Genomic DNA, 26,403 nt, shown 5'->3' with positions numbered 1-26,403 from the left:
GCCTCAACCCAGGCGCGGCAGCGTCTGCCCGCCCTGCAGCAGCCCGCGGAACGGGTCGCCCCGCTCCTGCACCCGGTCGAGCACGGTCCGCACGGTGAACGCGTCCGGCCGCAACCAGGGCTCGTCCAGCTCGTCCCACGTGATCGGCGCGGACACCGGCGCCCCTGGCCGCGCCCGCGGGCTGTACGGAGCCACGAGGGTCTTGTTGACGGCGTTCTGCGTGTAGTCGAGCCGCGTCTGACCGCCGCGGGCCTTCACCTCCCAGCGCCAGGACACGAGCTCGGGCACGACGGCTCCGACCGTCCGGGACACGCGCTCGACCCACGCCCGGGTCTCGTCGAACGTGGGCCCGGGCGTGATCGGCACCCACACCTGGATGCCGCGCTGCCCGGTGACCTTCGGGTAGGCGCGGACGCCGAGGTGCTCGAACGCGTCGCGGTGCAGGCGCGCGAGCAGCAGCACGTCCTCCCACGCGGTCGACGGGCCGGGGTCGATGTCGACCAGCGCGTACGTCGGCCGGTGCGGCGCGTCGGTGCGGGAGGTCCACGCGTGCCACTCGAGCGCGCCGAAGTTGGCCGCCCACACCAGGGCGGCCGGCTCGTCCACCACGAGGTACGTCGCGGTCTCCCCGGGGTCGGCGCCGGGGTTGCGCCAGCGCGGGAGCCAGTCGGGGGCGTGCCCCGGCAGCTCCTTGTGCCAGAACCCGCTGCTGCCGGCGCCCTGCGGGTAGCGGTGCATGTTCAGGGCCCGGCCCCGCAGGTACGGCAGCGCGACCGGCGCGATGCGGGCGGTGTAGCGCAGGAGCTCGCGCTTGGTCACCGGCTCCTGCCCGTCCCGCGCCGGGAACAGCACCTTGTCGAGGTTGGTCACCCGCAGCCGCCGCCCGAACACCGGCCACGTGCCGCCGGCGGGACCGAGGTCGTCCAGCCGGGCGAGCTCGTCCGGCGTCGGCGGCGCGACGTCGGGCGGGCGCAGGTCGACGGACGCCTCGGCAGCGGGCAGGTCGGAGCGCCACAGCCGGTCCGGGTCGGCCTTCACCTCGTCGTTCGTGCGCCCGCTCACCACGGAGCGCGGGTGGTCCTCCGCGTCCCAGCCCCGGACCGCGTGGTCGTCGTGCTTGTGGACGAGCAGCCACTGCTCCTTGCCGTCCTCGCCGGCGGCTGCGCGGCGCACGAGCACCAGCCGCCCGCGCAGCTTCTCGCCGTTGACGTCGGCGTGCAGCTCCCCGGCGGCGACCGCCGCGCCCGGGTCGTCCGTGCCGTGCGGCTCCCACGTCCCGCGGTCCCAGACGACGACGTCGCCGCCGCCGTACTCCCCGGAGGGGATGACGCCCTCGAAGTCCTCGTACTCCAGCGGGTGGTCCTCCACGTGCACGGCCATGCGGCGGACGTCCGGGTCGAGCGTCGGGCCGCGCGGGACCGCCCACGACACGAGGACGCCGTCGATCTCGAACCGCAGGTCGTAGTGCAGCCGCCGGGCACGGTGCCGCTGGACGACGAACCGCCGCGCCCCCGGCCGTCCCGCACCGGCGTCGCCGGGCGCCCCCGCCGGCTCGGGCGTGCGCCCGAAGTCCCGCATCGACCGGTAGGTCTCGAGGCCGCGGGCTCCGCCGTCGCGCGCACCCTCGTCCCGCGCAGCCGCATCCCGCGCACCCTCGTCCCGCGCAGCCCCGTCGGGCGCACCCTCGTCCCGCGCACCCTCGTCCCGGGCGCCGGCGTCGCGCGGGCGCCCACGATCGCGTCGTCGACCGGGCACGTGCCCCGTTCTAGCGGCCCGCGGACGGCGGCGCGACCGCGGGCGGCGCCCCCGGGGCGAAGGCTGCACCCACCTGGTCGGCGAGGAGGGCGGCCACCCGGCGCTGCTCGACCGACGGCCGCACGACCCGGGTCGCCGCGCTCACCAGGAACCGGCCGTGCACCGTGCCGCCCCCGGACACCTCGAGCTGCACCAGGTCGTCGGTGGGAAGCCCCTGCCGGTCGACGTCGATGACGGCACCCCGCCGCGTGACCGACCCGTCGCGCTCCAGGACGGTCGCGGACGACGACGGCCGGCGGCCCGGCACGGTGACGGCGGCCTCGTACCGGCAGTCGTCGGCGCCGAGCAGCTCACGGACCTGGTCGGCCACCTGCACCGCGAGCAGCCCGGGGTCGGCCGGGCGGGCCGCGACGACGTCCGCGGTGCGCAGCACGCCGTCCAGGTAGCCGGAGCGGCGGCTCGCGCGGGCCTGCTGGCGGCGGCCCCAGAGCGCGATCTCGCTGACCGCCAGACCGGTGAGCAGCAGCAGGACGGTGGCCTCGACCTCCTCCGGCTCGGCGATCGTGAAGCTGAGGACCGGCTCCACCAGGAAGAAGTCGAACGACAGCCCGGCGGCGAGCGCGGCCACCACGCCGGCCGCGCGCAGCCCGGAGGCGGATGCCGCGACCACGAGGAGCACGAGCACCAGCACGGCGGTCACCGCGGTGACGTCGAGCAGGTGCATCCCGATCGCCGCGACGGGCGGTGCGAGCACGGCGACCGCGAGCACCGCCGAGCGCCGGGGCACCAGCTCCTGACCGGGCCGTGCCGTCGTGGCGTCCCCCGCCGGCGCGGCCGTCCCCGCCGTCCCCGCTGTCGTCCTCGTCATGGCGGACCTCCCGTTGCCGCAGGCGCCCGGGACGTGAGCGGCCGGCTCGATCCGGCCCGCCCCGGGCTCATGCTCAGCCCACACCCGGGGGGCGCGGCCGGCGGACGTCCTGACGGGATCCGAACGGGGGTGCGCAGGATCCTCACAGGACCCTGACGGCGGTCCCGGCGACCCCGGGCGTCAGGACCGTCCGAGGTCGCCCCCGGGCGCACCCCCGTCCCCGGGCGCGCCCCCGTCCCCGGGCACGTCCCCGCCCCCGGGCGCGCTCAGCGCCCGCACCGCCCGCTCCAGGCGTGCGGCACGCACCGCGTCGCCGGGCGCCGTCATGAGCGGGTGCAGCACCGCGTACCGCTGCTGACGTCCGAGCGCGTCGAACCGGGCGCGGGCGCCCGGCACGGCGTCGAGCGCGGCCAGCAGGTCGGCCGGCACCTCGGCGGACGCCTGGCCGGCGTACGCGCGCTCCCAGCGCCCGTCCGCCCGGGCCCGGTCGACCTCGGCCTGCCCGCGCTCCCGCATGCGCCCCTCCGCGACGAGACGCGCCACGTGCTCCACGTTCCGCTGCGACCACAGCGAGCGCGCACGCCGGGGCACGAACCGCTGCCGGAACGTCGTGGCGTCGCCGCCGCGCCGCTGGCCGTCGATCCACCCGCTGCACAGCGCCTCGTCGAGCGCCTCCGCGTACGTGAGGGACGTCGGGTCGGTGACGCCCTTCTTGGCGAGCACGAGCCACACCCCGTCGGAGTCCGCCTCGTGCGCGTCGAGCCAGGCCCGCCACGCGGCGACGTCGGGCACCGTCAGCGTCGCCGGCGCGCCGGCGGGGGTGGGCGTCGTCGCGGGCACGGGGCGCTCCTCGGGTCGGGGGCACGACCGTACGCGACCCCACCGACACCCCGCCCCGCCCCCGCGGCGGCGGCTCGTCAGCGCGCGTGCCGGTCCCGGCTGTTGAGCGTCGCCACCACCTGCGCGTAGTCGCCGCGGGCCTCGCCGTACCGGAGGAACTTCACGTTCTCGACCTGGATCTCCGTCGCGTCCGGCTGCGCCTCGATCAGCTCCACCACCTCGGTGACGAAGTCCTCGAGCGGCATCGCGAGCTCGTTCTCCCGCTGACCGGGCATGAGGTCCGTCTGCACGGCCGGCGGCTCGAGCTCGAGCACCTGCACGGACGTGCCGGCGAGCTGCAGCCGGATCGACTCGCTGAGCATGTGGATCGCCGCCTTGGTGGCGTTGTAGGTGGGCGTCACCCGCAGCGGGGCGAACGCGAGACCGGACGACACGGTCATGATCGTGGCGGCGGGCCGGGACTGCAGGTGCTCGACGAGGGCCGCGATCAGGCGGATCGGGCCGAGCAGGTTGGTGACGACGGTCTGCTCCGCGTCGGCGAGGAACCCCGGGGTCGTCCAGTCCTCGGCGCGCATGATGCCCGCCATCGTGACGAGCACGTTGAGGTCGGGGTGCTCGCGGACGACCTGCGCGGCGGCGTCGCGGACGCTGCCGGGGTCGGTGGTGTCGACGACGACGGTGCCGAGCCCGTGCTCGGCGGCGACCTGCGCGAGCAGCTCGGCGCGGCGGCCGCCGACGACCACCGTGTTGCCCTTCTCCTGCAGGCGCAGGGCGAGTGCCAGGCCGATGCCGCTCGTGGCACCGGGGATGAAGATCGTGTTGCCGGAGATGTCCATGCCCACCACTGTCCGCGTCGCCCCGGGGCCGCTCCAGAGAGCGCTCGTCGGGGGATCGCCGGTCCCTGGCTGGCCCGCGGGGCCGCGCCCATACTGCACGGGTGGACCGTGACCTCCTCGCCGGGTTCCTCGTGAGCCGCCGCAGCGCCCTGCAGCCCGCGGACGTGGGCCTCGTGGCCGGCGTCCGGCGCCGCACGGCGGGCCTGCGGCGGGAGGAGGTCGCGCAGCTCGCCGCCATGTCGACCGACTACTACACCCGGCTCGAGCAGCGCCGCGGACCGCAGCCGAGCACGCAGATGCTCGCCTCGCTGGCGCGCGCCCTGCGGCTGATGCCCGACGAGCGGGACTACCTGTTCCGGGTGGCCGGCCACAGCGCGCCGGAGCGCCACCCCGCCCCCGACTACATCGCCCCGGGTCTGCTGCGCGTGCTGGACCGCCTCACGGACACGCCGGCGCTCATCATCACCGCGCTCGCCGAGACGCTGGTGCAGAACGAGCCCGCCCGGGCGCTGTTCGGGGACACGAGCTCGCTGACCGGCCTCGAGCGCAGCGACATCTACCGGTGGTTCGCCCACCCCGGGACCGAGCGCCGCCGCTACCCGCGGGACGACCACGACCGGCAGGGCCGCGCGCAGGTCGCGTCGCTCCGCGCGGCCCTCGGCGCCGCCGGGCCGGACTCGCGGGCGGCGGAGATCGTCCGGGAGCTGTCGCGGCGCAGCCCCGAGTTCGTCGCCCTGTGGGCCGAGCAGGAGGTGAGCCGGCGGTTCACCGACCACAAGGTGCTCGTCCACCCCGAGCTGGGTGAGATCGAGGTGGACTGCCAGGCCCTGTTCACCGAGGACGCGTCGCAGGTGCTGCTGGTGCTCACCGCCCCTCCCCGCACCGAGGCCGCGAGCAAGCTCGCGCTGCTGGCGGTGCTGGGGTCGGAGCGCGTCTCGACGCGCTCGTAGCGCCGGTCAGGCGGGCGCCGCCCCCGTCGGGTCCAGCGTCTGCCGCAGCAGCGCCGCGTCCCGGCTCGGTGGGACCCCGAACTGCCGGCGGTACTCCCGGCTGAACTGGGACGGGCTCTCGTACCCCACCGCGTAGGCGGCCCCGGCGACGTCCCCGGGCCGGGCCAGCAGCCGGAGCCGGGCCTCCTGGAGCCGGATGCGCTTCTGGAACTGGATCGGGCTCATCGCCGTCACCGCCTGGAACGTCCGGTGGAACGCGGACGGGCTCATGCTGGCGAGCCGGGCCAGCTCCGCCACCCGCACCGGCTCGCTGTAGCGCTCGCGCATCCACCGCACGACGTGCCGGACGCGGTTCAGGCTGCTGTCCGCCAGCCCGAGCTGCCGCACGGTGGCGCCCTGCTCGTCGGACATGAGCAGCCAGAGGATCTCCCGCTCGACCAGCGGCGCGAGCACCGGGATGTCGCGCGGGTGGTCGAGCAGGCGGAGCAGGCGCACGCACGCATCGAGCAGGCGGTCACCGGCACGGCCGACGGCGACGGCGGGGGCGACCGCACCGGGCGCCGGCCGGGGGAAGGCGGTGGCCGCCGGGCCGAGCATGAGCTCCGCGACGACCTCGGGCCGCAGCGTCAGGCCCATCCCCAGCGCGGGCGTGGCCGGCGTGGCGTCGGTGAACCAGCCGCTCACGGGCAGGTCCACCGACGCCACGACGTACTGCCCCGGGCCGTAGCCGTGCACGGTGCCGCCGACCGACAGCGTCTTGGTGCCCTGCGCCACCACCGCCAGCACGGTGCCGGTGGTCGACTCGTCCGGCGACCCGGAGGTGGTCATCCGGGACACGACGACGCCCGGGACCGCGGTCGGTGTGGTGCCGGTGCGGGCGTGCCGGTCGACCAGCGCCCGCAGCTCGTCGAGCGCCCGCAGCTCGTCGAGCGCCCGCAGCTCGTCGAGCGCCCGCGGCTCCTCCAGCACCATCACCCGAGTCAAGCAGAGGTCGGCGCGAGGGTCGCCGGTTCCGGCCGCCCCCGGCAGGATCAGGCAAGGACGCGCGACGATCGCCCTCACACCCGGCGCACCGGCGGGGGTTCGCTGGACGCATGGACACCCCGAGCACGGACCAGCAGGTCGTGGTGGTCACCGGCGGCACCGCCGGGATCGGCCGCGGCACCGCCGTCGAGGTCGCCGCCCGCGGGCACGCGGTCGTCGTCACGTACCGCACCCGCCCGGACGAGGCCGGCAGGACCGTCGCGCTGCTGCACGAGCGCGGCGCCCGGGCCGCCGCCCTGCCCCTGGACCTCGGCGCCGCCGAGACCTTCCCGGAGTTCCGGGAAGCGCTGGCGCGGGTGCTCGGCGGGTGGGGCACCCCGACGCTCGCCGGCCTGGTGAACAACGCCGGCGCGGGCGGCGGCCGCCCGTTCCAGGACACGACGCCCGAGCACCTCGACGCGTCCTACCGGGTGCTGCTGCGCGGGCCGTACCTCCTCACGCAGACGCTGCTCCCCCTGCTGGCGGACGGAGGGTCGGTGGTCAACGTCTCGAGCAGCTCCGTGCGCCCGGGCGAGACGGAGGCGGGCTACTCCGCGTACGCCGCGATGAAGGCCGGGCTGGTCGTCGCGACGCGCTACCTGGCGCGGGAGCTCAGCCCGCGGGGCATCCGCGTCAACTCGGTCGCCCCCGGGCCGACCCGCACCCGCATCGCGGACGACGCCTTCGAGCGCTTCCCCGAGATCGCCGAGGCGATCGCGGCCCGCACCGCCCTGGGACGCCTCGGCGAGCCGGAGGACATCGGGCGCGTGATCGCGTTCCTGCTGTCCGACGACGCCCGGTGGATCACCGGCCAGGACGTGCAGGTCGCCGGCGGGTACGCGCTGTGAGCCCCTGCGCCGGCCCCCTGGGCACGGTCGTGCTCACCGGGGCGACCAGCGGCATCGGCGAGGCGGCGGCGCGCCGGCTCGCCTCGCGCGCCACCCGGCTCGTCCTGCTCGGCCCGGAGCCCCCGGACGACGTCGCCGACGTGCTGGCGGGCGTCCGACGCGGCGGGCCCGCCGAGGTGCACTACGTGGGGGCCGACTTCACGCGCCTGCGCGAGGTCGTCGCGGCGGCCCGGCGCGTGCGGGCGGTCGCGCCGCGCATCGACCTGCTCGTGCACGACGCCGCGGTGCCGGGGTCGCCGGAGCGGGTCCTGACGGAGGACGGCTCCGAGCGGACGCTGCAGGTGGACGCGCTGGCCCCGGCGCTGCTGACCCGGCTGCTCGTGCCCGCCCTGCACCCGGGCTCGCGCGTGGTGGCCGTCGCGTCCTCCGCGCACCGGGTCGAGCCGCTCGACCTGGACGACCCCGACCTCGTGCGGGGCTACGCCCCGGTGACCGCGTACGCCCGGGCGAAGGGCGCGATGCTCGCCTGGGCGCTGGCGCTGGCCGACGAGCTCCGGCCGTCGGGCGTGGACGTGGTGGCGGTGTGCCCGGGGCTCAACGCGACCGCCCTGAGCGCCGCCCTCGCCGGCCCGGTCGGCGGGTCCCCGGACCGCGGCGCCCGGCGGGTGCTGCACGCCGCCACGGCCGACGTGCCCTCCGGGTCCTACCTCGAGGACGACCGCGTCGTGCCACCGGCCGGCGACGTGACCTCGGCCGCGACCCGCGAGTGCCTCGCCGCGCTGCTGTGGACGCGGTTGCGGCCGTTCTGAGCCCCGAGGAGCACGCGCGTCTCTGGGCCGACGGAGGCGGCGGTCCGGGCGTCGCTCGGCCTCTAGCCCGGCGGTGCCGTGGCCCGCCGGTCGCGACGCCGCCGTCACCCCTCGCGCAGCACCCGCCGCAGCCAGCCGAGCCGGCTCGCCCGCGCCGCACGCGACACCGCCGCGTCCGGGAACAGCGCGTCGAACCCGTGGAACCCGCCCGCCCACACGTGCAGCTCCGCCTGCCCGCCGGCCGCCCAGATCCGGGACGCGTAGTCCACGACCTCGTCGCGGAACACCTCCGCGGAACCCGCGTCGAGGTACGCGGCCGGCAGTCCCGCCAGGTCGGCCGCCACGCTCGGGGACACGCTCGCCGGCACGTCCGCCGGCTGCGCCCCCAGCACCGCGGACCACGCGAACCGGTTGGACTCCAGCGACCACACGCCCGGCCCGGTGAACTGCCGGGCCGACGTGGTCGCGCTGCGGTGGTCGAGCATCGGGCACACCAGCACCTGGGCGGCGACGGCCGGACCGCCGCGGTCGCGCGCCAGCAGGACGACGCCCGCGGCCAGCCCGCCGCCGGCGCTCGTGCCGGCGACGACCACCCGGTCCGGGTCGACGCCGAGCTCCGCGGCGTGGTCCGCGAGCCACACGAGGGCGCGGTACCCGTCCTCGACGATCGTCGTGCCCGTGACCTCCGGCGCCAGCCGGTAGTCGACGGTCACCACCACGGAGCCCAGCGCGTCGAGCCACTCCAGCGGGATGTCGAGCTGGGAGAACCGGTCCCCCATCACCATGCCGCCGCCGTGCAGCCACAGCACCGCCGGCGCTCCCGGGCCGGAGGGCGCGGCATCCTGCGTGGCGTCCTGCTCGGCGGGCGACCGCACGGTGAGGGGCAGTGACGTCCCGTCGGCGGCGGCGACCTCGGTCTCCCGTCGCCGCACCGCGCGGCCCGCCAGCACCGTCGCGGGCCGGCCCACGGCGTACGGGCGGATCAGCAGCAGCGACTCGGCGGACAGCGCCGGGAGGTCCGGCATGCCGTCCAGCAGGGCGGCGAGCTCCGGGTCGACAGCGGGCCGCGCCGGGCGCGTGGTCGCGGGACGCGCGGTCGCGGGCCGCGCCGTCACGGGCCGCGCGGTCACGGGAGCAGCGCCTTCCCGCCGACCGGCGTGAGGTCGGTGTACTCCGGCTCCTTCGCGAGCAGGCCCGCGAACCGGGCGACGATCGCCTGCGCGGCCTCCCCGGCGAACACGCGGTGGTGGTCCACCTCGGTCGTCCAGCCCTCGATGACGTGGGCGACGTCCGGGTCGGCGGCCGAGCGGCTCACGAGGTACACGAGGCAGTGCTCGCTCGTCGCCGGGTTGCCCCGGTCGAGGCCGGACAGCAGCAGGGCGACGAGCTCGTCGCCGCGGCCCGGGTGGGCGGTCATGGTGGAGGTGAAGCCGTAGGTCACGGCGCTCTGCGAGGTCATGCCTCCATCGAGCCACGGCCGGGTCGCGGGGCCCTAGAGGGATCCGCCGCGATCCGTGCCCGATCCTGCTCGGGTCGGCCCCGGCGTCCCGGGACCCCCGGTCGGCGGTCGCCGCCGACGGGAACCAGGTCTAGCGTCGAGGACGTGACATCCGTCACACGGCGCTGTGACAGGTCCGCCCGACGTCTGAGCCCACCCCGAGCAGTGCCTCCGCAATCGGCACTGACAGGGGGAAGTGCTGTGGTCACGACGACGCGCAGAGTGGAGCGGCAGGAGAACGAGCAGGACGCGGTGGGTCTCAACCCGCTGTTCGCCCGGCCCGGGGAGGCGACGGAGCTGCCGAAGTTCCGGCTCCCCGACGGCGAGTCCCTCCCGGAGACCGCCTACCAGATCGTCCACGACGAGGCGATGCTCGACGGCAACGCCCGGCTGAACCTCGCCACGTTCGTCGGCACGTGGATGGACGACCACGCCGGCCGCCTGTACCTGGAGGCCGCCGACAAGAACATGATCGACAAGGACGAGTACCCGCAGACCGCCGCCGTCGAGACGCGGTGCTGGACCATGCTGGCCGACCTGTGGCACGCGCCCGACCCGGACCGCACCATCGGCACCTCGACCATCGGGTCGTCCGAGGCGTGCATGCTCGGCGGCCTGGCGCTCAAGCGTCGCTGGCAGCACGCCCGGCACGCCGCGGGTCTGCCGACGGACCGGCCCAACCTCGTCATGTCCAGCGCGGTGCAGGTGTGCTGGGAGAAGTTCTGCAACTACTTCGACGTCGAGATGCGCACCGTCCCGATCTCGTGGGAGCACAAGGTGCTCGACGGGCACGGCCTCGAGCAGTACGTCGACGAGAACACCATCGGCGTCGTCGCCATCCTCGGCGTGACGTACACCGGCATGTACGAGCCGGTCGCGGACGTCGCGGCGGCGCTGGACCGGATCCAGGAGTCCACCGGGCTGGACGTGCCGATCCACGTCGACGGCGCCTCCGGCGGGATGATCGCGCCGTTCCTGCAGCCCGACCTCGCGTGGGACTTCCGCGTGGACCGGGTCGCGTCCATCAGCACGTCGGGGCACAAGTACGGCCTCGTCTACCCCGGCGTCGGGTGGGTGGTCTGGCGCACCGCCGACGCGCTCCCCGACGACCTGGTGTTCCGCGTGAGCTACCTCGGTGGCGAGATGCCGACGTTCGCGTTGAACTTCTCGCGGCCGGGGGCCCAGGTGCTGCTGCAGTACTACGTGTTCCTGCGGCTGGGCACCGAGGGATACACCCGCGTCCAGGGCGCGTCCCGGGACGTGGCGCTCTACCTCTCCGGCGAGATCGCGCAGATGCCGGCGTTCGAGCTGTGGAACGACGGGTCGGACATCCCGGTGTTCGCCTGGCGGCTGCGCGAGGGCCACACGGAGAACTGGAACCTCTACCACCTGTCGGACCGGCTCCGGATGAAGGGCTGGCTGGTGCCCGCCTACCCGATGCCCGCCGACCTGCCGGACGTCACGGTGCAGCGGGTGGTGGTGCGCAACGGGCTGAGCCGGGACCTCGCCGAGGCCTTCCTGGCGGAGCTGGGTGAGCAGGTCGCCTACCTCGACGGCCTCACCGGGCCCATGCCGGCCGAGGCCCACCACCCCGGCTTCCACCACTGAGGGGGCACGGCCATGGACCAGCCAGACCGCCCTGCCTCCATGCCCGCTCGCGGTCGGGCTCCGGCGACGTCGGCGCCCGTGCGCGCCGACGGCACCGCGGCACCGTCCGCCGAGCACGTCGCGGCGCACCCGTACGGGCCGCCGCACGACCGGACGCCACCGGGCCACACCGGGCCCGCGATCGGCGCCCCGTCCGCGAGCGCCACCGCGTACATGTCGGTGGTCCAGCTCGCGATGCTGACCGTCGTCGTCGTCGCGTCCCTGCGCTCGCTGCCCGCGATGTCCCTGTACGGCCTGGGCTCCGTGACGCTGTTCATCGTCCCGGCGATCCTGTTCCTCGTGCCGACCGCGCTGGTGGCCGCCGAGCTCGCGACCGGCTGGAAGGGCGGCGTCTACACCTGGGTGCGCGAGGCGTTCGGCGGGCGGCTCGGGTTCGTCGCGATCTGGCTCCAGTGGATCCAGAACGTCGTCTGGTACCCGACGCAGATCGCCTTCATCGCCGCGAGCCTGTCGTTCGTGATCGGCGACCAGGGCATCGCGGACAACGGCCTCTACACCGCCGTCGTCATCCTCGTCCTGTACTGGGGCTCGACGCTCATCACCCTCGCGGGCGGCACGCTGTTCGCGAAGGTCGGCTCGTGGAGCGGCATCCTCGGGACGCTGTTCCCCGCGGCGCTGCTCATCGTGCTCGGCGCGGTGTGGCTCGCGACGGGCGAGCGGTCGGAGACGACCCTCGAGGCGTCGGCCGTCGTGCCGCCGTGGACGGGCATCGCGTCGATCGTGCTCGTCGTGTCCAACGTGCTCGCGTTCGCGGGCATGGAGGTCAACGCGGTCCACGCGAACGACCTGCGCGACCCCGGCCGCGGGTTCCCCCGGTCGATCGCCATCGCCACCGGGCTCATCCTGGCGGTGTTCATCCTGCCGACGATCGCGATCGCCGTCGCGGTGCCCCGCGCGTCGCTCGGCCTGACCAACGGCATCAACCTCGCGTTCCAGCACTTCTTCGACCACTGGGCCCTGGGGTGGGCGACCCCCGTGATCTCGCTGCTCATCGCGCTCGGCGCCTTCGCGTCGGTCGTCACATGGATCGCGGGGCCGTCACGCGGCCTGCTCGCCGCAGCCCGCACCGGGCTGCTGCCGCCGGCGCTCCAGCGTCGCAACAAGGCGGGCGTGCAGGTCGGCATCCTCGTCGCGCAGGGGGCGGTCGTCACGCTGCTGGCGCTGCTGTTCGTCGTGATCCCCAACGGGAACACGGCGTTCGTCGCGCTCGTCGACATGGCGGCGGCCCTGTACCTGCTGATGTACATGCTCATGTTCGCGGCCGCGATCCGGCTGCGCCGCACCCACCCGGAGGTCGTGCGCACCTACCGCACGCCGGCCATGACGTTCGTGGCCGGGCTGGGGTTCGTGGCGTGCGCGGCGGCCTTCGTCCTGGCGTTCGTGCGCCCCGACGGGTTCACCGGGCTCGGCGAGGCGACGTACCCGCTGGTCGTCCTGCTCGTCGTCGTCGTGCTGGGCGGACCGCCGCTGCTGTTCTACGCCCGCCGCAAGCCGGGGTGGGACCAGCGCACGGCCGAGGAGCGCCGCACGGCGGACACGGTGCTCGTCAACCCGCCGGCCCCGGGCGGGGCGCCGCGGCGTCGCGCTGCCGACGACGGGGCGGGAGGCACCGGCACCGGCTCCGGCACCGGGTAGCGCCGGTGCGCGCACGAGGGCCCGGGCCGTCCGGTCCGGGCCCTCGTCGCGCGACGGGCTCCGGCTACCGCCGCACCCGCAGCCCGTCGACGAGCAGCCGCACCATCGGGTTGGGCGAGCCGTCCGGGGACGGCGCGCGGTGACTGAGGTCGCCGATGGCCTGGAGCAGGTCCATCGGGTCGACGTCCGGCCGGACCTCGCCGTCGGCCGCGGCGGCCTCGATGAGCGCGCGCAGGGCCGGGCCCAGGGCGTTCTCCAGGTAGGTGGGCAGCGCGTCGAACGCCGGGTCGCCCGAGCGGAGGGCCGCGGCGAGCCCCTGCTTGGTCGCGACGAACTGGGTGAACCGGGCGACCCACTCGTCCAGCGCCTCGCCCGGCGGGAGCCGGCGCAGCAGCTCCTCGGCGGCCGCCGCCGTGGCGTCGATCTCCGTGGTGAAGACCGCGGCCACCAGGTCCGCACGGGTCGGGAAGTGCCGGTAGAGGGTGCCGACGCCCACCCCGGCCTCGGCGGCCACCTCGCGCGCCGGCGCGTCGACGCCCGAGCGCTCGAACACCGTGCGGGCGGCGACGAGCAGGGCGTCGGCGTTCTGCCGGGCGTCGGCGCGCAGGGGCCGGGGGCTGGCGGCGGAGGGCGTCACGGGTCACCTCGCTGGACAAAGCGGAACAGCGTTCCGTATGGTCGGACGATCGAAGCGGAACAACGTTCCGTGACCAGCATACGGGAGGCTCCCATGCAGTACCGCACCCTCGGACGCACCGGCATCAAGGTGACGCCCTACGCGCTCGGCGCCATGATGCTCGGCTCGTTCGGCAACCCCGACCGCCGGGAGGGCATCCGGATCATCCACCGCGCGCTCGACGCCGGCATCAACGTCGTCGACACCGCCGACCGCTACGGCGACTCGGAGGAGGTCGTCGGCGAGGCGCTCCAGGGCCGCCGCGACCAGGTCGTCCTCGCGACGAAGTTCTACGGCCCGGTCGACGACGACGTGAACCACCGCGGCGCCTCGCGACGCTGGATCGTGCAGGCCGTCGAGCGCTCGCTGCGGAACCTGCGCACCGACTACATCGACCTCTACCAGCTCCACCGCCCCGACCCCGACACCGACATCGAGGAGACGCTCTCCGCCCTCACCGACCTCGTGCGGCAGGGCAAGGTCCGCGCGATCGGCTCCTCGTCGATGCGCGGCTCCGAGATCGTCGAGGCGCAGTGGGCGTCGCAGCGCCGCGGGTTCGAGCGGTTCCGCACCGAGCAGCCGAACTACTCGGTCCTCGACCGGGAGATCGAGCGCGAGATCCTGCCCGTGGCGCAGCGCTACGGCATGGGCACCCTCGTGTACAGCCCGCTCGCGGGCGGCACCCTCACCGGCAAGTACCGGGCCGGGCAGGCGAACGACAACTTCCGGGCAGGCACCGGGATGCGCCACTTCCGCGACGAACGGCGGCTCGCCGCGGTGGAGGAGCTCCTCGCCCTCGCGGACGAGATCGGGATCCCGCTGCCGCACCTGGCGATGGCGTTCGTGATCGCCCACCCCGGCGTGACGTCCGCGCTCATCGGCCCGCGCACCATGGAGCAGCTCGAGGACACCCTGGCCGGCGCCGACGTCGCGCTGTCCGACGAGGTCCTCGACCGGATCGACGCGATCGTGCCGCCGGGCGAGAGCATCGGCGCGATGGACATGGTCTACCGCGGGCCGGAGGTCGGTGACGCGGCGCTGCGACGCCGTCCGGGGAGCGAGCGCGCGGCGAGGTAGGACCGTCCACCACCGCCGCGGTGGCGTCGGCACGACCGGCGAGCCCGACGGACGGGACCGTCGGAGCATGACGAAGGCCCCCAGGGAGTTCCTGGGGGCCTTCGTCCAGAGCGGCTCGCGCCGTCCTGGTGAGTAGCGGGGGCAGGATTTGAACCTGCGACCTCTGGGTTATGAGCCCAGCGAGCTACCGAGCTGCTCCACCCCGCGTCGGTGATGTCTACGTTACGCCAGCGTGTCGCCAGGGCCAAATCGGGGCGTGGTGCGCTCGGTCACAGCTCCCCGCCGCCGGCCGTCCCACCACCGGCCGGGACGACGACGGGCCGGCCCCCGCAGGAGCCGGCCCGTCGTCGTGCGCCTGCCGCCGGGTCAGCCCCCGGCGTTCAGGTCGTTGTCGGCGGCCACGGCCGCGTCCAGCGCCTCCTGGAGCCGGTCCTGGGCCTCGCCGTAGGCGGCGAAGTCGCCGTCCGCGAGGGCCCGCTGACCGTCGAGGATCGCCTGGTTGGCGTCCTCGAGCGCCTGGCTGAGCCGGGTCTGCGCGTCCGCGCTGTCGCCGCCGTCCGCGGGCTGGGTCGGCGTCGGCGCCGGGGTGGCGGTGCCGTCACCTGCGTCGCCGCCGGTGTCCCCACCGGTGTCGCCGTCGGTGGGCGGCGGGGCGATGTCGTTGCCGGCGTCGCCCGCCTCGGTGCCGTCGTCCCCGCCGAACACCTGGTCCAGCGCCTCGTCGAGGGTGCTGGCGAACCCGATCTCGTCGCCGAACGCGACGAGCACGCGCTGCAGCAGCGGGAACTGGGTCCCGGTGGCCGCCTGGACGTACACGGGCTGCACGTACAGCAGGCCGCCGCCGACGGGCAGCGTGAGCAGGTTGCCCTGGATGACCTCGGAGTCGCCCTGCCGCAGCAGGTTGAGCTGCTGGGAGACCTCGGGGTTCGACGTGAAGTTGTTGTTCATCTGGTTCGGCCCGGGCACCGTGGAGTCGCGTGGCAGCTCGAGCAGCCGGATCTGGCCGTAGCCGTCCGCGGGCTCACCGGCGGTGGACCCCGCCTCGGCGTCGACCGCCACGTACCCGGTGAGCACGTCGCGGGCGTTCGCACCGGCCGGCACGTACGACGACATGAGGGAGAACGCCGCGGCGTCCTGCCCGGGCATCTCGAGCGTGAGGTAGTACGGCGGCTGCGCGACGTTCTGGTCCCCGGCGGTCGGGTCGTTCGGCGTGCGCCACGCGTCGTTGCCGGAGAAGAACTGGCCCGGGTCCGTCACGTGGTACGTGCCGAGCAGGGTGCGCTGCACCTTGAACAGGTCCTCGGGGTACCGGATGTGGTTCATGAGCTCGGAGCTGATCTCCGACACCGGCGAGAGCGACGTGTCGAACACCTTGCTCCACGACTGGAGCACCGGGTCCTCGGCGTCCCAGGCGTAGAGGGTGACCGAGCCGTCGTAGGCGTCGACCGTGGCCTTCACCGAGTTGCGGATGTAGTTCACCGTCTCGGGCTGCAGGGCCTCGATCGTCGCGGACGCCTGCGTGAGGGAGTCGGTCGTCGCGTCCTCGAGGGACTGCGCGGCGGCGTACGGGTACTGGTCCGAGGTGGTGTACCCGTCGACGATCCACTTGACCCGGCCGTCGACCACCGCGGGGTACACGCGGCCGTCGAGAGTCAGGTACGGGGCGACCTTCTGCACGCGGTCCACCGGGTTGCGGTCGTAGAGGATCTGCGACTCGGGGGTCACGCGCTCGGAGAACAGGATCTGCTCGGAGCCGAACTTGATGGCGTAGAGCAGCTTGTTCCACAGGGAGCCGATGGACGGGCCGGCCGAGACCTCGTCGGTCGGGAACGAGGTGTTCACGGCGCCGCCGGACTCGTCGTCCGGGTAGTCCAGCTCCCACTCCTGGCCGTCGGGCGCGCCGACGATGGAGTACGTCGGGGAGCTCTGGCCGAAGTAGATCCGCGGCTCGTACTCCCCCATCTGGCCGGACGACGGGATGCCGCCCTCCCAGAACGCGGGCGCGCCGGTCGACGTCGTGGTGTTGCCGTACGCGGCGACGACGCCGAAGCCGTGCGTGTACACGGTGGTGTCGTTGGTCCAGTTGCGGCGCTGCGCGTCCAGGCCCTCCAGGTCGAGCTCGCGGACGGCGATGACGGTGTCGCGGCTCTCGTCCTCGATGTCGTACCGGTCGACGGACAGCGTGTCGGGGAACGAGTAGAACCCGCGGATCTGCTCGAGCTGCCGGAACGAGTCGGAGACGACCTGCGGGTCGAGCAGGCGGATCGACGCCGTGGTCTCGGCGTCCTCGCGCAGCGCGCCCGGCTCGGCCGTCACGCTCGCGTCGTAGTCGGTGATCTCCACGTCCTGGAGGTCGTACGCCGCGAGCGTCGCGTCGATGTTGCGCTGGATGTACGGCGCCTCGGCGTCCTGCTGGTTCGGGTTCACCTGGAACCGCTGGACGACCGCCGGGTAGATGCCGCCGATGGCGATGGCGGACACCACCATGACGCCGACGCCGAGCGCCGGGATCCGCCACGTGCCGCGCACCGCGGTCACCACGAACATCACGGCGACGAGCAGGGCGACGACCGCCAGGATGCCCTTGGACGGGATCACGGCGTTCACGTCGGTGTAGGACGCGCCCTCGAACCGGTCGCCCTCGCGCGTGAGGATCGAGTACCGGTCGAGGAAGTAGTTGGCCGCGATGAGCACCATGAGCACCGCCGCGATCGACGACAGGTGCACGCGGGCCGCGCGGGTCATCCGCGGGGCGGCGCTGGAGCCGCCGACCCGGAAGCCGCCGTACAGGTACTGCGTCGCGACCGCGGCGATGCCGGCGAGCACGGTGACGGCCATGAGGAAGCTGACGACGAACCGCATGCCGGGCAGCTCGAACATGTAGAACGAGAGGTCCATGCCCCACTGCGGGTCCTTCGTGCCGACCGTCGTGCTGTGCAGCCAGAGCTGGATGGTGCTCCACTGCTGCGACGCGGCGATGCCGGCGAACAGGCCGAGGATCGCGGGCCCCGCGACGAGCACGACCCGGCGCAGCGGCTCGATCGCCTCGCGGTAGGAGTCGAGGCTGATCTGCTCCTGGTTGGACGGCGCGTACACGGGCCGGGTGCGGTAGCCGACCGCGAGGCTGGCGAAGACCGCCCCGCCCATGACGAGGAACCCGGCGACGAACAGCGCGGCGCGGGTCAGCCACTGGGTCCACAGCACCTGGGAGAACCCGAGCTGGTCGAACCACAGCACCTCGGTCCAGACCTGGGCGAGGACGAGCACCGCGAGCACCACGAGGGCGAGCACGACGACCGTGACGGCGATGGGGCTCGGGCGGCGGCGGCCGGCCCCGCGGGGCGGCCGGGGCGGGCGCGGTCCCCGCGGTGGTCGGGCGGACGGGTTGGCGAAGGTCACGGCCTTGAGGTCCTCGTCGTCGGGTACGGGGTGGAGCGTGCACGCACCGGGCACACCCGGCGCACACGCTGGGCACAACGCGCCAGGTGGCACCCAGGTTCCCACACGCCGGACGGCCCGGGCCGGTGGTCCCCAGCCGCCCTCGGCGCCGGGACCGGCGCGCAGGCACCGGCCACCGCCCCGCGCTGCGCTCCCCGGGCCTCAGTGCCCCCGTGCCCCCGGACCGGTGCGGGACCCGTGGGTGCGAGGATGGCGGGCGTGAGCGACGCACCGCAGACCCCCGACGCCCCGCAGCCCGACCCGACGGCCTCCGCCCCGGCGCCGGCCGGCCCCGAGGGCCCGGCGCAGCGCGCGCTCGCCGAGGCCGTCACCGAGATCGAGCGGCACGTGGCGACCGGCGGCTGGGACGGGCCGGTGCGCGTGTTCGCCCTGGTGCGCACGCAGACCGCGCTCGACGCCGAGCCCGCGCTCGCGTCGCAGCTCCCGCCGGCGGTCCTCGCCGCCGCCGCGTCGGACGCCGACCACCTGACGTCCGTCGAGCAGGAGGGACTGCCGGCGAGCGACGACCTGGAGGGGCTGCTCGGTGCGATCGCGTGGCCCGACGGCGTGGACGGCGCGGCGCTGACGGTCGAGCGGATCGTGCTGCCTCCCGAGGCCGAGCGGGACCTGCCCGCCGACCCCGACCAGGCCCTGTCCGCCCTCCTCGCGCACCCGCAGCGGCAGGACGTGCGCCTCGCGGTCGGCGTGCTGCGCGACGGGCCGACCTGGTGCGCCGTGCGCCAGCGGGCGGCCGACCGGGACGACGCGGTGGGTCAGGGCGCCGACGTGGTGCCGGGGCTGGTCGAGGCGCTGCGGGCGACCTTCGCCTGACGCCGTCCGGGGCGCTCAGCCCTCGGCGCCGCCCGCCGTGCAGGTCGGCAGGTCGCCGGTCTCGCCCGCCCCGATCGCCGCGACGGCCTCCCGGGCCTCGTGCAGCGTGCTGATGCGCACGACGTCCAGGCCGTCCGGCACGTGCCCGACGACCTCGTCGCAGTTGTCCGCCGGCGCCAGGAACCAGCGCGCCCCGTCCCGCAGCGCGCCGGCCATCTTCTGCCGGATCCCGCCGATGGGACCGACGTCGCCGTTGAGGTCCATCGTCCCGGTGCCGGCGATGACCTGCCCCGCCGCCTCGTCCTCGGGCGTCAGGCGGTCGATGATCCCCAGGGCGAACATCGTGCCCGCGCTGGACCCGCCGATCCGGTCGATCTGGATGCGCACGTCCACCGGCGGGTCGAACTCCGGGTCGATGAAGACGCCGAGCTGGCTGCCGTCGCCGTCCTCCCGCTCGCCGGTCACGACGTCGAGCTCGAGGTCCGCGTCGTCGCGCCGGACGCCGAGCGTCACGGTGCTCCCCGGCTCGGTGCCCGCGAGCAGGTCGATGAGCTGGCCGTACGACGCGAGCGGCGTGCCGTCGAAGTCGAGCAGCACGTCACCGGGCTCGACGACGCCCTCGGCGCCGGACCCCGGGACGGCGTCGTGCACGGTCAGGGTGACCGGCACCTCGTACCCGAGCTCCTCCAGCGCGGCGACCGTGGCGTTCTCCTGCGAGGACACCATCTGGGCCTCGTTCTGCTGGTCGAGCTGCTCCTGCGTGGCGTCCTGCGGGAACACCGTCTCGACGGGGACGACGAGCTGCGAGGGGCTGACCCAGCCCGCCAGCACCCCCAGCACGCTCGAGGGGTACCCCGGGCCGCCGGTCGTCGACACCGTGGTCAGCCGCAGCTCCCCGGTCGCGTCGTAGGTCGGCGCGCCCTCGATGGTGATGAGCTCGGTGCCGTCGTGCGAGCCCAGCGTGTCGAGCGTCGGCCCCGGCGAGTTCACCGCGTACGGCACCGGCATGAGCAGCAGGACCACCAGCAGCACCGCCGCGGCGAGCGTCCCGCCGGACAGCAGGACCGCGCGACGGGTCACCGGCGGCGCCGCGGGCACGTCGGGGGCGGCAGGGTCCGTGACGGGGCCGGTGAGGGCGTCGTCCCCCGCGGCGGACGGCTCCGGCGGCAGGTCGGGCTGGGCGTGCACCGGACGATCATGCCCCACCCCGCTGTGCGCGGGACGGCCGGGGCGGGCGCCGTGCGCCCTGAGCGAACCGCGGCGGCTGCCCGGTCACGCTGCCGGAGGCGGTGGTTACGGTGGCACCACCACGAGCCCCGGGAGCACCGCATGACCTCCGACGACCCGCGCCAGCCCGAGCCCACGGGCGGATCCGCCTGGGAGCAGATGCTGCGCCAGATGTTCGGCCCCGACGCGGACGAGGCGCTGCGCCAGATGCGGGAGCAGGGCCTCGACCCGGCCGAGATGGCGCGGGCCTCCGGCCTGCCGGACGACCCGGCGCTGGTGGACCAGGTCGTCGCCCAGGTGCAGCGGATGCTCGCGGGCAGCGGGGACGGCCCCGTGAACTGGGACGTCGCGCACGACCTGGCGCGGCAGGTCGCCGTGCAGGGCGGCGACCCGACCGTCAGCCCCGCCGAGGCCCGCCACGCCGCGGACGCGCTCGGCGTCGCCGAGCTCTGGCTCGACGCCGCGACCGACCTGCCGCCCGCCGGCGGCCGGGTGCGCGCCCTGTCCCGCTCCGAGTGGGTCGAGCAGACGCTGCCGACGTGGCGGACGCTCACCGAGCCGGTCGCGACGTCCATGTCCACCGCCCTGGCCACCACGCTCGCCGACCAGCTCCCGGGCCAGCTGCCCGAGGGCCTCGCGCTGCCGGCGGGGATGGGCGGCGGCGCGCTCGACCCCGCCGCGATGATGCGCCAGCTCGGTGCGCTGGTGTTCGGCATGCAGGTCGGTCAGGCGGCCGGCTCGCTGTCCCGCGAGGTGTTCGGGCTGACCGACGTCGGGCTGCCGCTCGTCGCGGAGCCCGCGACCGCGCTGGTGCCGCGGAACGTCGCCGAGTTCGCCGACGGGCTGGACGTGCCGCTCGAGGAGGTCCGGCTGTTCCTCGCCCTGCGCGAGGCCGCCCACGCCCGCCTCTTCACGCACGTCACCTGGCTCCGCGGGCACCTGCTGGCGGCCGTGGACGCGTACGCGCGCGGGATCAGCATCGACCTCGAGAGCCTCGAGGAGTCGGTGCGCTCCATCGACCCCACCGACCCGGCCGCGCTGCAGGGCGCGCTGTCGTCCGGGGTGTTCGCGCCGCAGACCACGCCCGAGCAGCAGGCGGTCCTCGCCCGGCTGGAGACCGCGCTGGCGCTCGTCGAGGGCTGGGTGGACGAGGTCGTCGCCACCGCCGCGCTCCCCCACCTGCCGCACAGCGTCGCGCTCCGCGAGATGATCCGCCGCCGCCGGGCCGCGGGCGGTCCCGCCGAGCAGACGTTCGCCACCCTCGTCGGCCTGGAGCTCCGTCCGCGCCGCTCCCGGGACGCCGCCGCGCTGTGGGCGCACATCGCCCGCGAGCAGGGTCCCGCCGCGCGCGACGCCGTGTGGGACCACCCGGACCTGCTGCCGACCGCCGAGGACCTGGACGACCCCACCGGCTACGCCACCCGCCGCGCCGCCGCCGAGGACGAGCACGCCGACCTCGACCGCGCGCTCGCGGAGATCCTCGACGAGGACGGGTCGGGCACCGCGGGACCCACCGGCGGGGGCACCTCCGAGGACCGGCCCGGGGCGGACGGCACCACGGACGCCGACGGAGGCTCCGACGGCGACGCCGACGGGGGCGGAGCGGCGCGCTGAGCGTCACGAGGGGCGACGAGCGTCCCCGGCGGAGCCCCGGGCCGGCCCGCGCGCCACGTGCCCGGCGGTCCGCGGGCGGCGCGCTGCCGGCGTCCTGACGGGACCGCGCCCACGCCCCCCTGCGGCGCAGGCGTCCGGCCACGCCGCCCCCAGCGTCACCCGCGCGCACCGGTGCGCGGAACCTCGCGCGGCGTTCGGGACCGTTCGGGCATCCCCGCCACCCGGGCGTGGGCCCAACCTCCCGGGGACCGCGCCGTGACGGGACGTACGGTGTGCCGCGATGGACACCGAGGACGTGCCCGCGGGACCCGCGCCGCAGCCCCGCGCCGCCGCGCAGGAGCAGCCCGCCGCCGCGCAGGAGCAGCCCGCCGCCGCGCAGGAGGACCGGGACGGGCAGGACGCGGCGGGCCGGTCCGGCGCCCTCCCCGGCGGCCCCGGCTCCGTCGACGACCGCGCGGGTCTCGCCCGGGCGCTGACCGGGCTGCGGGAGCGCGCCGGGCTGAGCGTGCGGGACGTGGCCCGGCTGGCCGGCCTGCCCCTGGGGACCGCCGGAGGCTACCTGTCCGGCCGGCACCTGCCGCAGCCGGCGACCGTGGAGCAGTTCGAGCGGATGCTCGCCGCGCTCGGGGTGCCGGAGCCGGAGCGCGCGGGGTGGGTGGCCCTCGTCGGCCGGCTGCGCCGCGCCCCGGGTCCGCGCCCGGCGTCGGCGCAGGCGCCGTACCGCGGCCTGGCGCCGTACGACGTCGCGCACGCGGCGCTGTTCGTCGGCCGGGAGGCCGCGGTGGACGACCTGGCGGCGCGGGTCGCGGACGCCGGGGCCGGTCCGGTCGTGGTGCTCGCCGCCTCCGGGTCGGGCAAGTCGTCGCTGCTGCGCGCCGGGCTGGTGGCGCGGCTGCGGGAGACCGGTGACGTGGCCGTCGTGACCACGCCGGGCGACGACCCGCCGCCGGACGCCCTCGTGGCGGCGACGGGCGCGCGCGTCCTCGTGGTCGACCAGCTCGAGGAGGCGCTGCTCGCCCCGGACGGGGGCGCGGCGCTGCTGGACGGGCTCGGGGCGCTGCACGCGGCCGGGACGACGGTGGTGGTCGGCCTGCGAGCCGACGTGGTGGACCGCGCCCTCGCGCACGACGGCCTGGCGCGCTGGTTGGCGGACCGGCCGGTGCTGGTGGCACCGCTCACGCCCGCCGACCTGCGCCGCGTCGTCGAGGAGCCGGCCCGCCGGGTCGGGCTGGACGTCGAGGAGGCCCTGGTCGACGTGCTGGTCGCCGACGCGACGTCCGGCGCCTCGGCGGCGGGACGCGGGACGCTCGACCCCGGTGTGCTGCCGCTGGTGTCCCACGCGCTGTACGCGACGTGGCGCGCCGCGTCCGGTCGCCGGCTCACGCTCGCGCAGTACCGGGCGGTGGGCGGCCTGGGCGGGGCGATCGCCCAGACGGCGGAGGGCGTCGTCGGGGGCTGGCCACCGGAGCGGCTGGCGGTCGCCCGGCGCGTCCTGCTCGGCCTGGTCCACGTGCGCGACCACCACGTCGCGGGCCGCCCGCTCGCGCTGGACGACCTCGCGGGCACGTCCGCGGCCGGCGACGTTGCGGACGCCCCGGGCCGGGCCGCCACCGTGGAGGTGGTCGACGCGCTCGTCGCCGCGCGCCTGCTCACCGCCGACCGCGGGCACGTCCGCCTGGCGCACGAGGCGCTGCTCACGGCGTGGCCCCGCCTGGCCGGGTGGATCGAGGACGACAGGGAGGCGCTGCGGCTGCACGGCCGGCTGGCGGAGGCCGCGCGGCACTGGGATGACGCGGGCCGCGACCCCGACCTCGAGCTGCGCGGTGTGCAGCTCGAGGCGGCGCTGGCGTGGCGCACGGGGGGCGGGGCGGCGACCGCCGTCGAGAACGCGTACCTCGACGCGAGCCGCGGGTCCCGGGACCGGCAGGCTGCGGCGCAGCGGCGCTCGGCCCGCCGGCTCCGCGTGCTCTCGGCCGGGCTCGCCGTGCTCACGGTGAGCACCGCGGTGCTCGCAGGCGCCGCCGCGGCCCAGTCCCGGACCCGGGAGCGGGAGCGGGACCTGGCGGTCTCCCGGCAGCTCGCGGTCACGGCGCAGTCGCTCGCCGCGACGGACCCCGACCTGTCCGCGCAGGTGGCCGCCGCGGCGCTGGCGACGGCCGGCACCCTCGAGGCACGGTCCGCCCTGCTGTCCACGACGGGCACGGCCGTCCCCGCCCGGCTCGGGTCGGTGGGCGCGCTCGTCAACGGCGTCGCCGTCAGCCCCGACGGCGCGCTGCTCGCGGCGGCCACCGACGGGTCGGCCGTGGCGCTGTGGGCGCTGGGCGACGAGCCGCACCCGGTGGGCGAGCTGCCCGTCGACGACGGCGCGCTCTACGCGGTCGCGTTCACGCCGGACGGACGCGGGCTGCTGGCCGGGGGCGACGCGGGGCTGCTGCGCGCCTGGTCGGTCGAGGACCCGGACGACCCCCGGCCGCTGCCCGTCGAGGGGCCGGCGGCGGGTGCGACGCTGTACGACCTAGCCGTCGACGACGGGGTGGTCGCGGCGGGCGCGTCCGACGGGACCGTCCACCTGTGGACCGTCGGCCCCGGCACCGGCCCGACGGCGCCCGAGCCCGCCGCCGTCCTGCCGGTGTCGCCCGGCGGCGCCACCCAGGCGGTGGCGCTCCGGGACGGCGTGCTCGCCGCGGGCGGGTCCACCGGCGCGCTCACCCTCTGGGACGTCCGCGACCCCGCCGCCCCGGCCGCCGCCGCCCCGGGCCCGCCCCTCGGCGAGGCCCCCGTCGCCGCCCTCGCGTGGTCCCCCGACGGGACGACGCTGGCGGCCGGGACGACCGCCGGCGTGGTGCACGTCGTGGACGCCCGCGACCCGGCGGCACCCGAGGTGGGCACGACGCTCACCGGTCCGGCGTCGTGGGTGAACGACGTGGCGTTCAGCCCGGACGGCGGGCTGCTGGCCGCCGCAGGCTCCGACCAGCGGCTGTGGGTCTGGGACCTGGCGACGGGCGCCGTCGCGGGCGGGGCGGCGAGCCCGACCACGCTGCTCGCCGCCCGCTGGTCGCCCGACGGCGGCGCGGTCTACGCCTCGGGGGCCGACGGCGTGCTGCGCGAGTGGGTGCACCCGGGCCCGGTGCTCGCCGGGTTCGCGTCCATCCCCGGGCAGGGCGCCTTCGGCACGGTGGCCGGCGCACCGCTGGTGGTGACCAGCACGACGGACGGCGTCCACGTCTGGGACGTCACCGACCCGGCCCGCGCCCGCCACCGCGGGTCCGCGGCACCCCCGCGCGGCGCCCGGCTGGACGGGGCCGTGGCCGTCTCGGACGCCCTGGGCATCGCGGTCGTGGGTGACACGACGGGCGGGATCCACGCCTACGACCTGCGCGACCCCGGCGCCCCCGTGCTGCTCGGCTCCGCGCGCGCCCACACCGACTGGGTCGACACGGTGGCGTTCGACGCGACCGGCACGCGGCTCGCGGCGTCCTCCGACGACGGGACCGTCACGACGTGGGACCTCTCCGGCGGCGTCGCGGACGGTCTCCCCGCCACGCCCACCGGGCGGGTGGGCGACCTCGGCGGCGCCGTGTACGTGGTGGCGTTCTCCCCCGACGGCGGCACGCTGGTCGCCGCCGTGCTGTCGGGCTCCGTGCGACTGCTGGACGTCCGCGACCTCGCCGCCCCGCGACCGCTGGGCGACCCCGTGACCGGACCGGCGGGCTACGTGTACTCCGCCGCGTACAGCCCGGACGGCCGCACCGTCGCCGCCACGGGCAACGACGGCACGGTGTGGCTGTGGGACGTGGAGGACCCTGCCGCGCCCGACCCGCTCGGCCCGCCGCTGCGATGGGGTGAGGGCTACGGCACCAACTCCGCCTTCTCCCCGGACGGGCACCGGCTGGCCGTCGGCCGCACCGACGGGACCGTGCGGGTGTGGGACGTGACGGACCCCGCACACCCCACCCGCTGGGCGAGCCTGTCGGGCGCCGACGGGACGGTGTACGGCGTGGAGTTCTCCCCCGACGGCACGCACCTCACCGCGGCGGCCGCGGACCGCACGGTGCGGGTGTGGGACCTCACCGTCGAGGGGGCGCTCGGCCGGGTCTGCGCGACCGCCGCGCGCGGGACGTCCCTGTCCGACGACGAGTGGGAGCGCCTGGCGGGCGAGGTGGACCGCCCGCAGGCCTGCCGGTGAGCGGCGCTCAGTCCGCCTCGGGGTCCGGCTCGGGCTCCGCGTCCGGCCCGTCGACGGGGTCGCCGGGGGCGCGCTCGGCGAACGAGTAGCCCTCGAGGAACCCCCGCGCCCGCTCCGTGCGCGGGTACGTCGTCAGCTCGGCCCAGAACTCCGGCCCGTGCCCCGCGTGCAGCAGGTGCGCGAGCTCGTGCAGCAGCACGTAGTCGGTCACCCACGACGGCATGCCGCGCAGCCGGTCGGACAGCCGGATGCTGCCGTCCGCCACCGTGCAGGACCCCCACCGCCGGCCCTGGTTGCCGGACCACCGCACGCTCGACGGGACCGCGCGCCCGCCCAGGTAGCGCGTGGACAGCTCCGACGCCCGCCGCACGAGCTGGTCGTCGGACGGCCGGCGGCGCTGCTCCTGCGTGGCGAGCCGGTCGAGCATGCGGCGCACCCACTCGCGCTCCTGCGCGCGCGTGAACCGGGCGGGGATGGCGACGATCGTCCGGCCGCCCTCGCGGTAGGCCGTCACCGTCCGCGACCGGCGGCGCGAGCGGCGCACCTCGACGGGGCCGAGGCGGGGGTCCGGGTCGCCGGCCGGCGCGGCTCCGGGCGCGGCCGAGGCAGCCGGGACGCCCGGCA

At 76.1% G+C, this 26,403-nt stretch carries 20 protein-coding genes and 1 tRNA gene; 9 read left to right on the top strand and 12 right to left on the bottom strand.

What is annotated here, in order from left to right; all coding sequences use genetic code 11:
- Nucleotides 1-3: 3 nt before the first annotated feature.
- From ligD to P9841_RS16295, 4 genes are all read right to left on the bottom strand, one after another.
- Nucleotides 4-1,755, bottom strand: coding sequence for a non-homologous end-joining DNA ligase (gene ligD / locus P9841_RS16310; RefSeq protein ID WP_283319635.1), 1,752 nt, complete (start codon nucleotides 1,753-1,755; stop codon nucleotides 4-6).
- Nucleotides 1,756-1,765: 10 nt separating this feature from the next.
- Complete coding sequence (locus P9841_RS16305) at nucleotides 1,766-2,623, bottom strand: DUF4118 domain-containing protein (protein WP_283319634.1); 858 nt, start codon at nucleotides 2,621-2,623, stop codon at nucleotides 1,766-1,768.
- A gap of 180 nt (nucleotides 2,624-2,803) precedes the next feature.
- On the bottom strand, nucleotides 2,804-3,463 hold the full coding sequence (locus tag P9841_RS16300) for a YdeI/OmpD-associated family protein (protein WP_283319633.1): 660 nt from the start codon (nucleotides 3,461-3,463) through the stop codon (nucleotides 2,804-2,806).
- Nucleotides 3,464-3,540: 77 nt separating this feature from the next.
- Entirely contained in the window at nucleotides 3,541-4,299 is a 759-nt protein-coding gene (locus P9841_RS16295) for an SDR family oxidoreductase (RefSeq protein ID WP_283319632.1), read from the bottom strand.
- 101 nt (nucleotides 4,300-4,400) lie between these two features.
- Here P9841_RS16295 and P9841_RS16290 point away from each other — a divergent pair, with 101 nt between their 5' ends.
- Nucleotides 4,401-5,249, top strand: coding sequence for a helix-turn-helix transcriptional regulator (locus P9841_RS16290; protein ID WP_283319631.1), 849 nt, complete (start codon nucleotides 4,401-4,403; stop codon nucleotides 5,247-5,249).
- Nucleotides 5,250-5,255: 6 nt separating this feature from the next.
- Here P9841_RS16290 and P9841_RS16285 read toward each other — a convergent pair whose 3' ends face one another.
- Nucleotides 5,256-6,221: an AraC family transcriptional regulator gene (locus P9841_RS16285; protein ID WP_283319630.1), complete on the bottom strand. Its 966-nt coding sequence runs from the start codon at nucleotides 6,219-6,221 to the stop codon at nucleotides 5,256-5,258.
- A 122-nt stretch (nucleotides 6,222-6,343) separates the two neighbouring features.
- Between P9841_RS16285 and P9841_RS16280 the strand changes: the two genes are divergently transcribed.
- Together P9841_RS16280 and P9841_RS16275 are read left to right on the top strand one after the other, a co-directional pair.
- Nucleotides 6,344-7,120: an SDR family NAD(P)-dependent oxidoreductase gene (locus tag P9841_RS16280; protein WP_283319629.1), complete on the top strand. Its 777-nt coding sequence runs from the start codon at nucleotides 6,344-6,346 to the stop codon at nucleotides 7,118-7,120.
- On the top strand, nucleotides 7,117-7,929 hold the full coding sequence (locus P9841_RS16275) for an SDR family NAD(P)-dependent oxidoreductase (protein WP_283319628.1): 813 nt from the start codon (nucleotides 7,117-7,119) through the stop codon (nucleotides 7,927-7,929). Before P9841_RS16280 ends, P9841_RS16275 begins: the two co-directional genes overlap by 4 nt.
- 104 nt (nucleotides 7,930-8,033) lie before the next feature.
- Here P9841_RS16275 and P9841_RS16270 read toward each other — a convergent pair whose 3' ends face one another.
- Both P9841_RS16270 and P9841_RS16265 read right to left on the bottom strand, forming a co-directional pair.
- Nucleotides 8,034-9,059 carry an alpha/beta hydrolase gene (locus P9841_RS16270; RefSeq protein WP_283319627.1) on the bottom strand — a complete coding sequence of 342 codons (1,026 nt, stop codon included), beginning with the start codon at nucleotides 9,057-9,059 and terminating at the stop codon, nucleotides 8,034-8,036.
- Nucleotides 9,056-9,388 carry a putative quinol monooxygenase gene (locus P9841_RS16265; RefSeq protein ID WP_283319626.1) on the bottom strand — a complete coding sequence of 111 codons (333 nt, stop codon included), beginning with the start codon at nucleotides 9,386-9,388 and terminating at the stop codon, nucleotides 9,056-9,058. Before P9841_RS16265 ends, P9841_RS16270 begins: the two co-directional genes overlap by 4 nt.
- Nucleotides 9,389-9,628: 240 nt before the next feature.
- Here P9841_RS16265 and gad point away from each other — a divergent pair, with 240 nt between their 5' ends.
- Both gad and gadC read left to right on the top strand, forming a co-directional pair.
- Entirely contained in the window at nucleotides 9,629-11,035 is a 1,407-nt protein-coding gene (gene gad, locus P9841_RS16260; protein ID WP_283319625.1) for a glutamate decarboxylase, read from the top strand.
- A 39-nt stretch (nucleotides 11,036-11,074) separates the two neighbouring features.
- Nucleotides 11,075-12,730: a glutamate/gamma-aminobutyrate antiporter GadC gene (gadC, locus tag P9841_RS16255; protein WP_283319624.1), complete on the top strand. Its 1,656-nt coding sequence runs from the start codon at nucleotides 11,075-11,077 to the stop codon at nucleotides 12,728-12,730.
- Between the two features lie 64 nt (nucleotides 12,731-12,794).
- On the opposite strand, the gene P9841_RS16250 is transcribed toward gadC, so the two are convergent.
- Complete coding sequence (locus P9841_RS16250) at nucleotides 12,795-13,367, bottom strand: TetR/AcrR family transcriptional regulator (RefSeq protein ID WP_283319623.1); 573 nt, start codon at nucleotides 13,365-13,367, stop codon at nucleotides 12,795-12,797.
- Between the two features lie 93 nt (nucleotides 13,368-13,460).
- Here P9841_RS16250 and P9841_RS16245 point away from each other — a divergent pair, with 93 nt between their 5' ends.
- Entirely contained in the window at nucleotides 13,461-14,483 is a 1,023-nt protein-coding gene (locus P9841_RS16245; protein WP_283319622.1) for an aldo/keto reductase, read from the top strand.
- A 133-nt stretch (nucleotides 14,484-14,616) separates the two neighbouring features.
- Here the strand turns inward: P9841_RS16245 and P9841_RS16240 are convergent.
- A tRNA-Met gene (locus P9841_RS16240) sits at nucleotides 14,617-14,690 on the bottom strand.
- 159 nt (nucleotides 14,691-14,849) lie between these two features.
- Nucleotides 14,850-17,882 carry a UPF0182 family membrane protein gene (locus P9841_RS16235; protein ID WP_283319621.1) on the bottom strand — a complete coding sequence of 1,011 codons (3,033 nt, stop codon included), beginning with the start codon at nucleotides 17,880-17,882 and terminating at the stop codon, nucleotides 14,850-14,852.
- A 249-nt stretch (nucleotides 17,883-18,131) separates the two neighbouring features.
- On the opposite strand from P9841_RS16235, the gene P9841_RS16230 reads away from it, so the two are divergent.
- Nucleotides 18,132-18,752 carry a PPA1309 family protein gene (locus P9841_RS16230; RefSeq protein ID WP_502847895.1) on the top strand — a complete coding sequence of 207 codons (621 nt, stop codon included), beginning with the start codon at nucleotides 18,132-18,134 and terminating at the stop codon, nucleotides 18,750-18,752.
- Between the two features lie 15 nt (nucleotides 18,753-18,767).
- Here P9841_RS16230 and P9841_RS16225 read toward each other — a convergent pair whose 3' ends face one another.
- Entirely contained in the window at nucleotides 18,768-19,940 is a 1,173-nt protein-coding gene (locus P9841_RS16225; RefSeq protein WP_349306908.1) for a YlbL family protein, read from the bottom strand.
- A 141-nt stretch (nucleotides 19,941-20,081) separates the two neighbouring features.
- Here P9841_RS16225 and P9841_RS16220 point away from each other — a divergent pair, with 141 nt between their 5' ends.
- On the top strand, nucleotides 20,082-21,593 hold the full coding sequence (locus P9841_RS16220) for a zinc-dependent metalloprotease (RefSeq protein ID WP_283319619.1): 1,512 nt from the start codon (nucleotides 20,082-20,084) through the stop codon (nucleotides 21,591-21,593).
- 280 nt (nucleotides 21,594-21,873) lie between these two features.
- Nucleotides 21,874-25,779, top strand: coding sequence for an nSTAND1 domain-containing NTPase (locus tag P9841_RS16215; RefSeq protein ID WP_283319618.1), 3,906 nt, complete (start codon nucleotides 21,874-21,876; stop codon nucleotides 25,777-25,779).
- Between the two features lie 7 nt (nucleotides 25,780-25,786).
- Here P9841_RS16215 and P9841_RS16210 read toward each other — a convergent pair whose 3' ends face one another.
- Complete coding sequence (locus P9841_RS16210; RefSeq protein WP_283321987.1) at nucleotides 25,787-26,323, bottom strand: SprT-like domain-containing protein; 537 nt, start codon at nucleotides 26,321-26,323, stop codon at nucleotides 25,787-25,789.
- Between the last annotated feature and the right edge of the window lie 80 nt (nucleotides 26,324-26,403).

This window comes from Cellulomonas sp. ES6 (genome assembly GCF_030053835.1).
GTDB lineage: Bacteria > Actinomycetota > Actinomycetes > Actinomycetales > Cellulomonadaceae > Cellulomonas.
The sequence above is the reverse complement of the archived record's forward strand: the minus strand, read 5'-3'. Positions and strand labels throughout refer to the sequence as shown.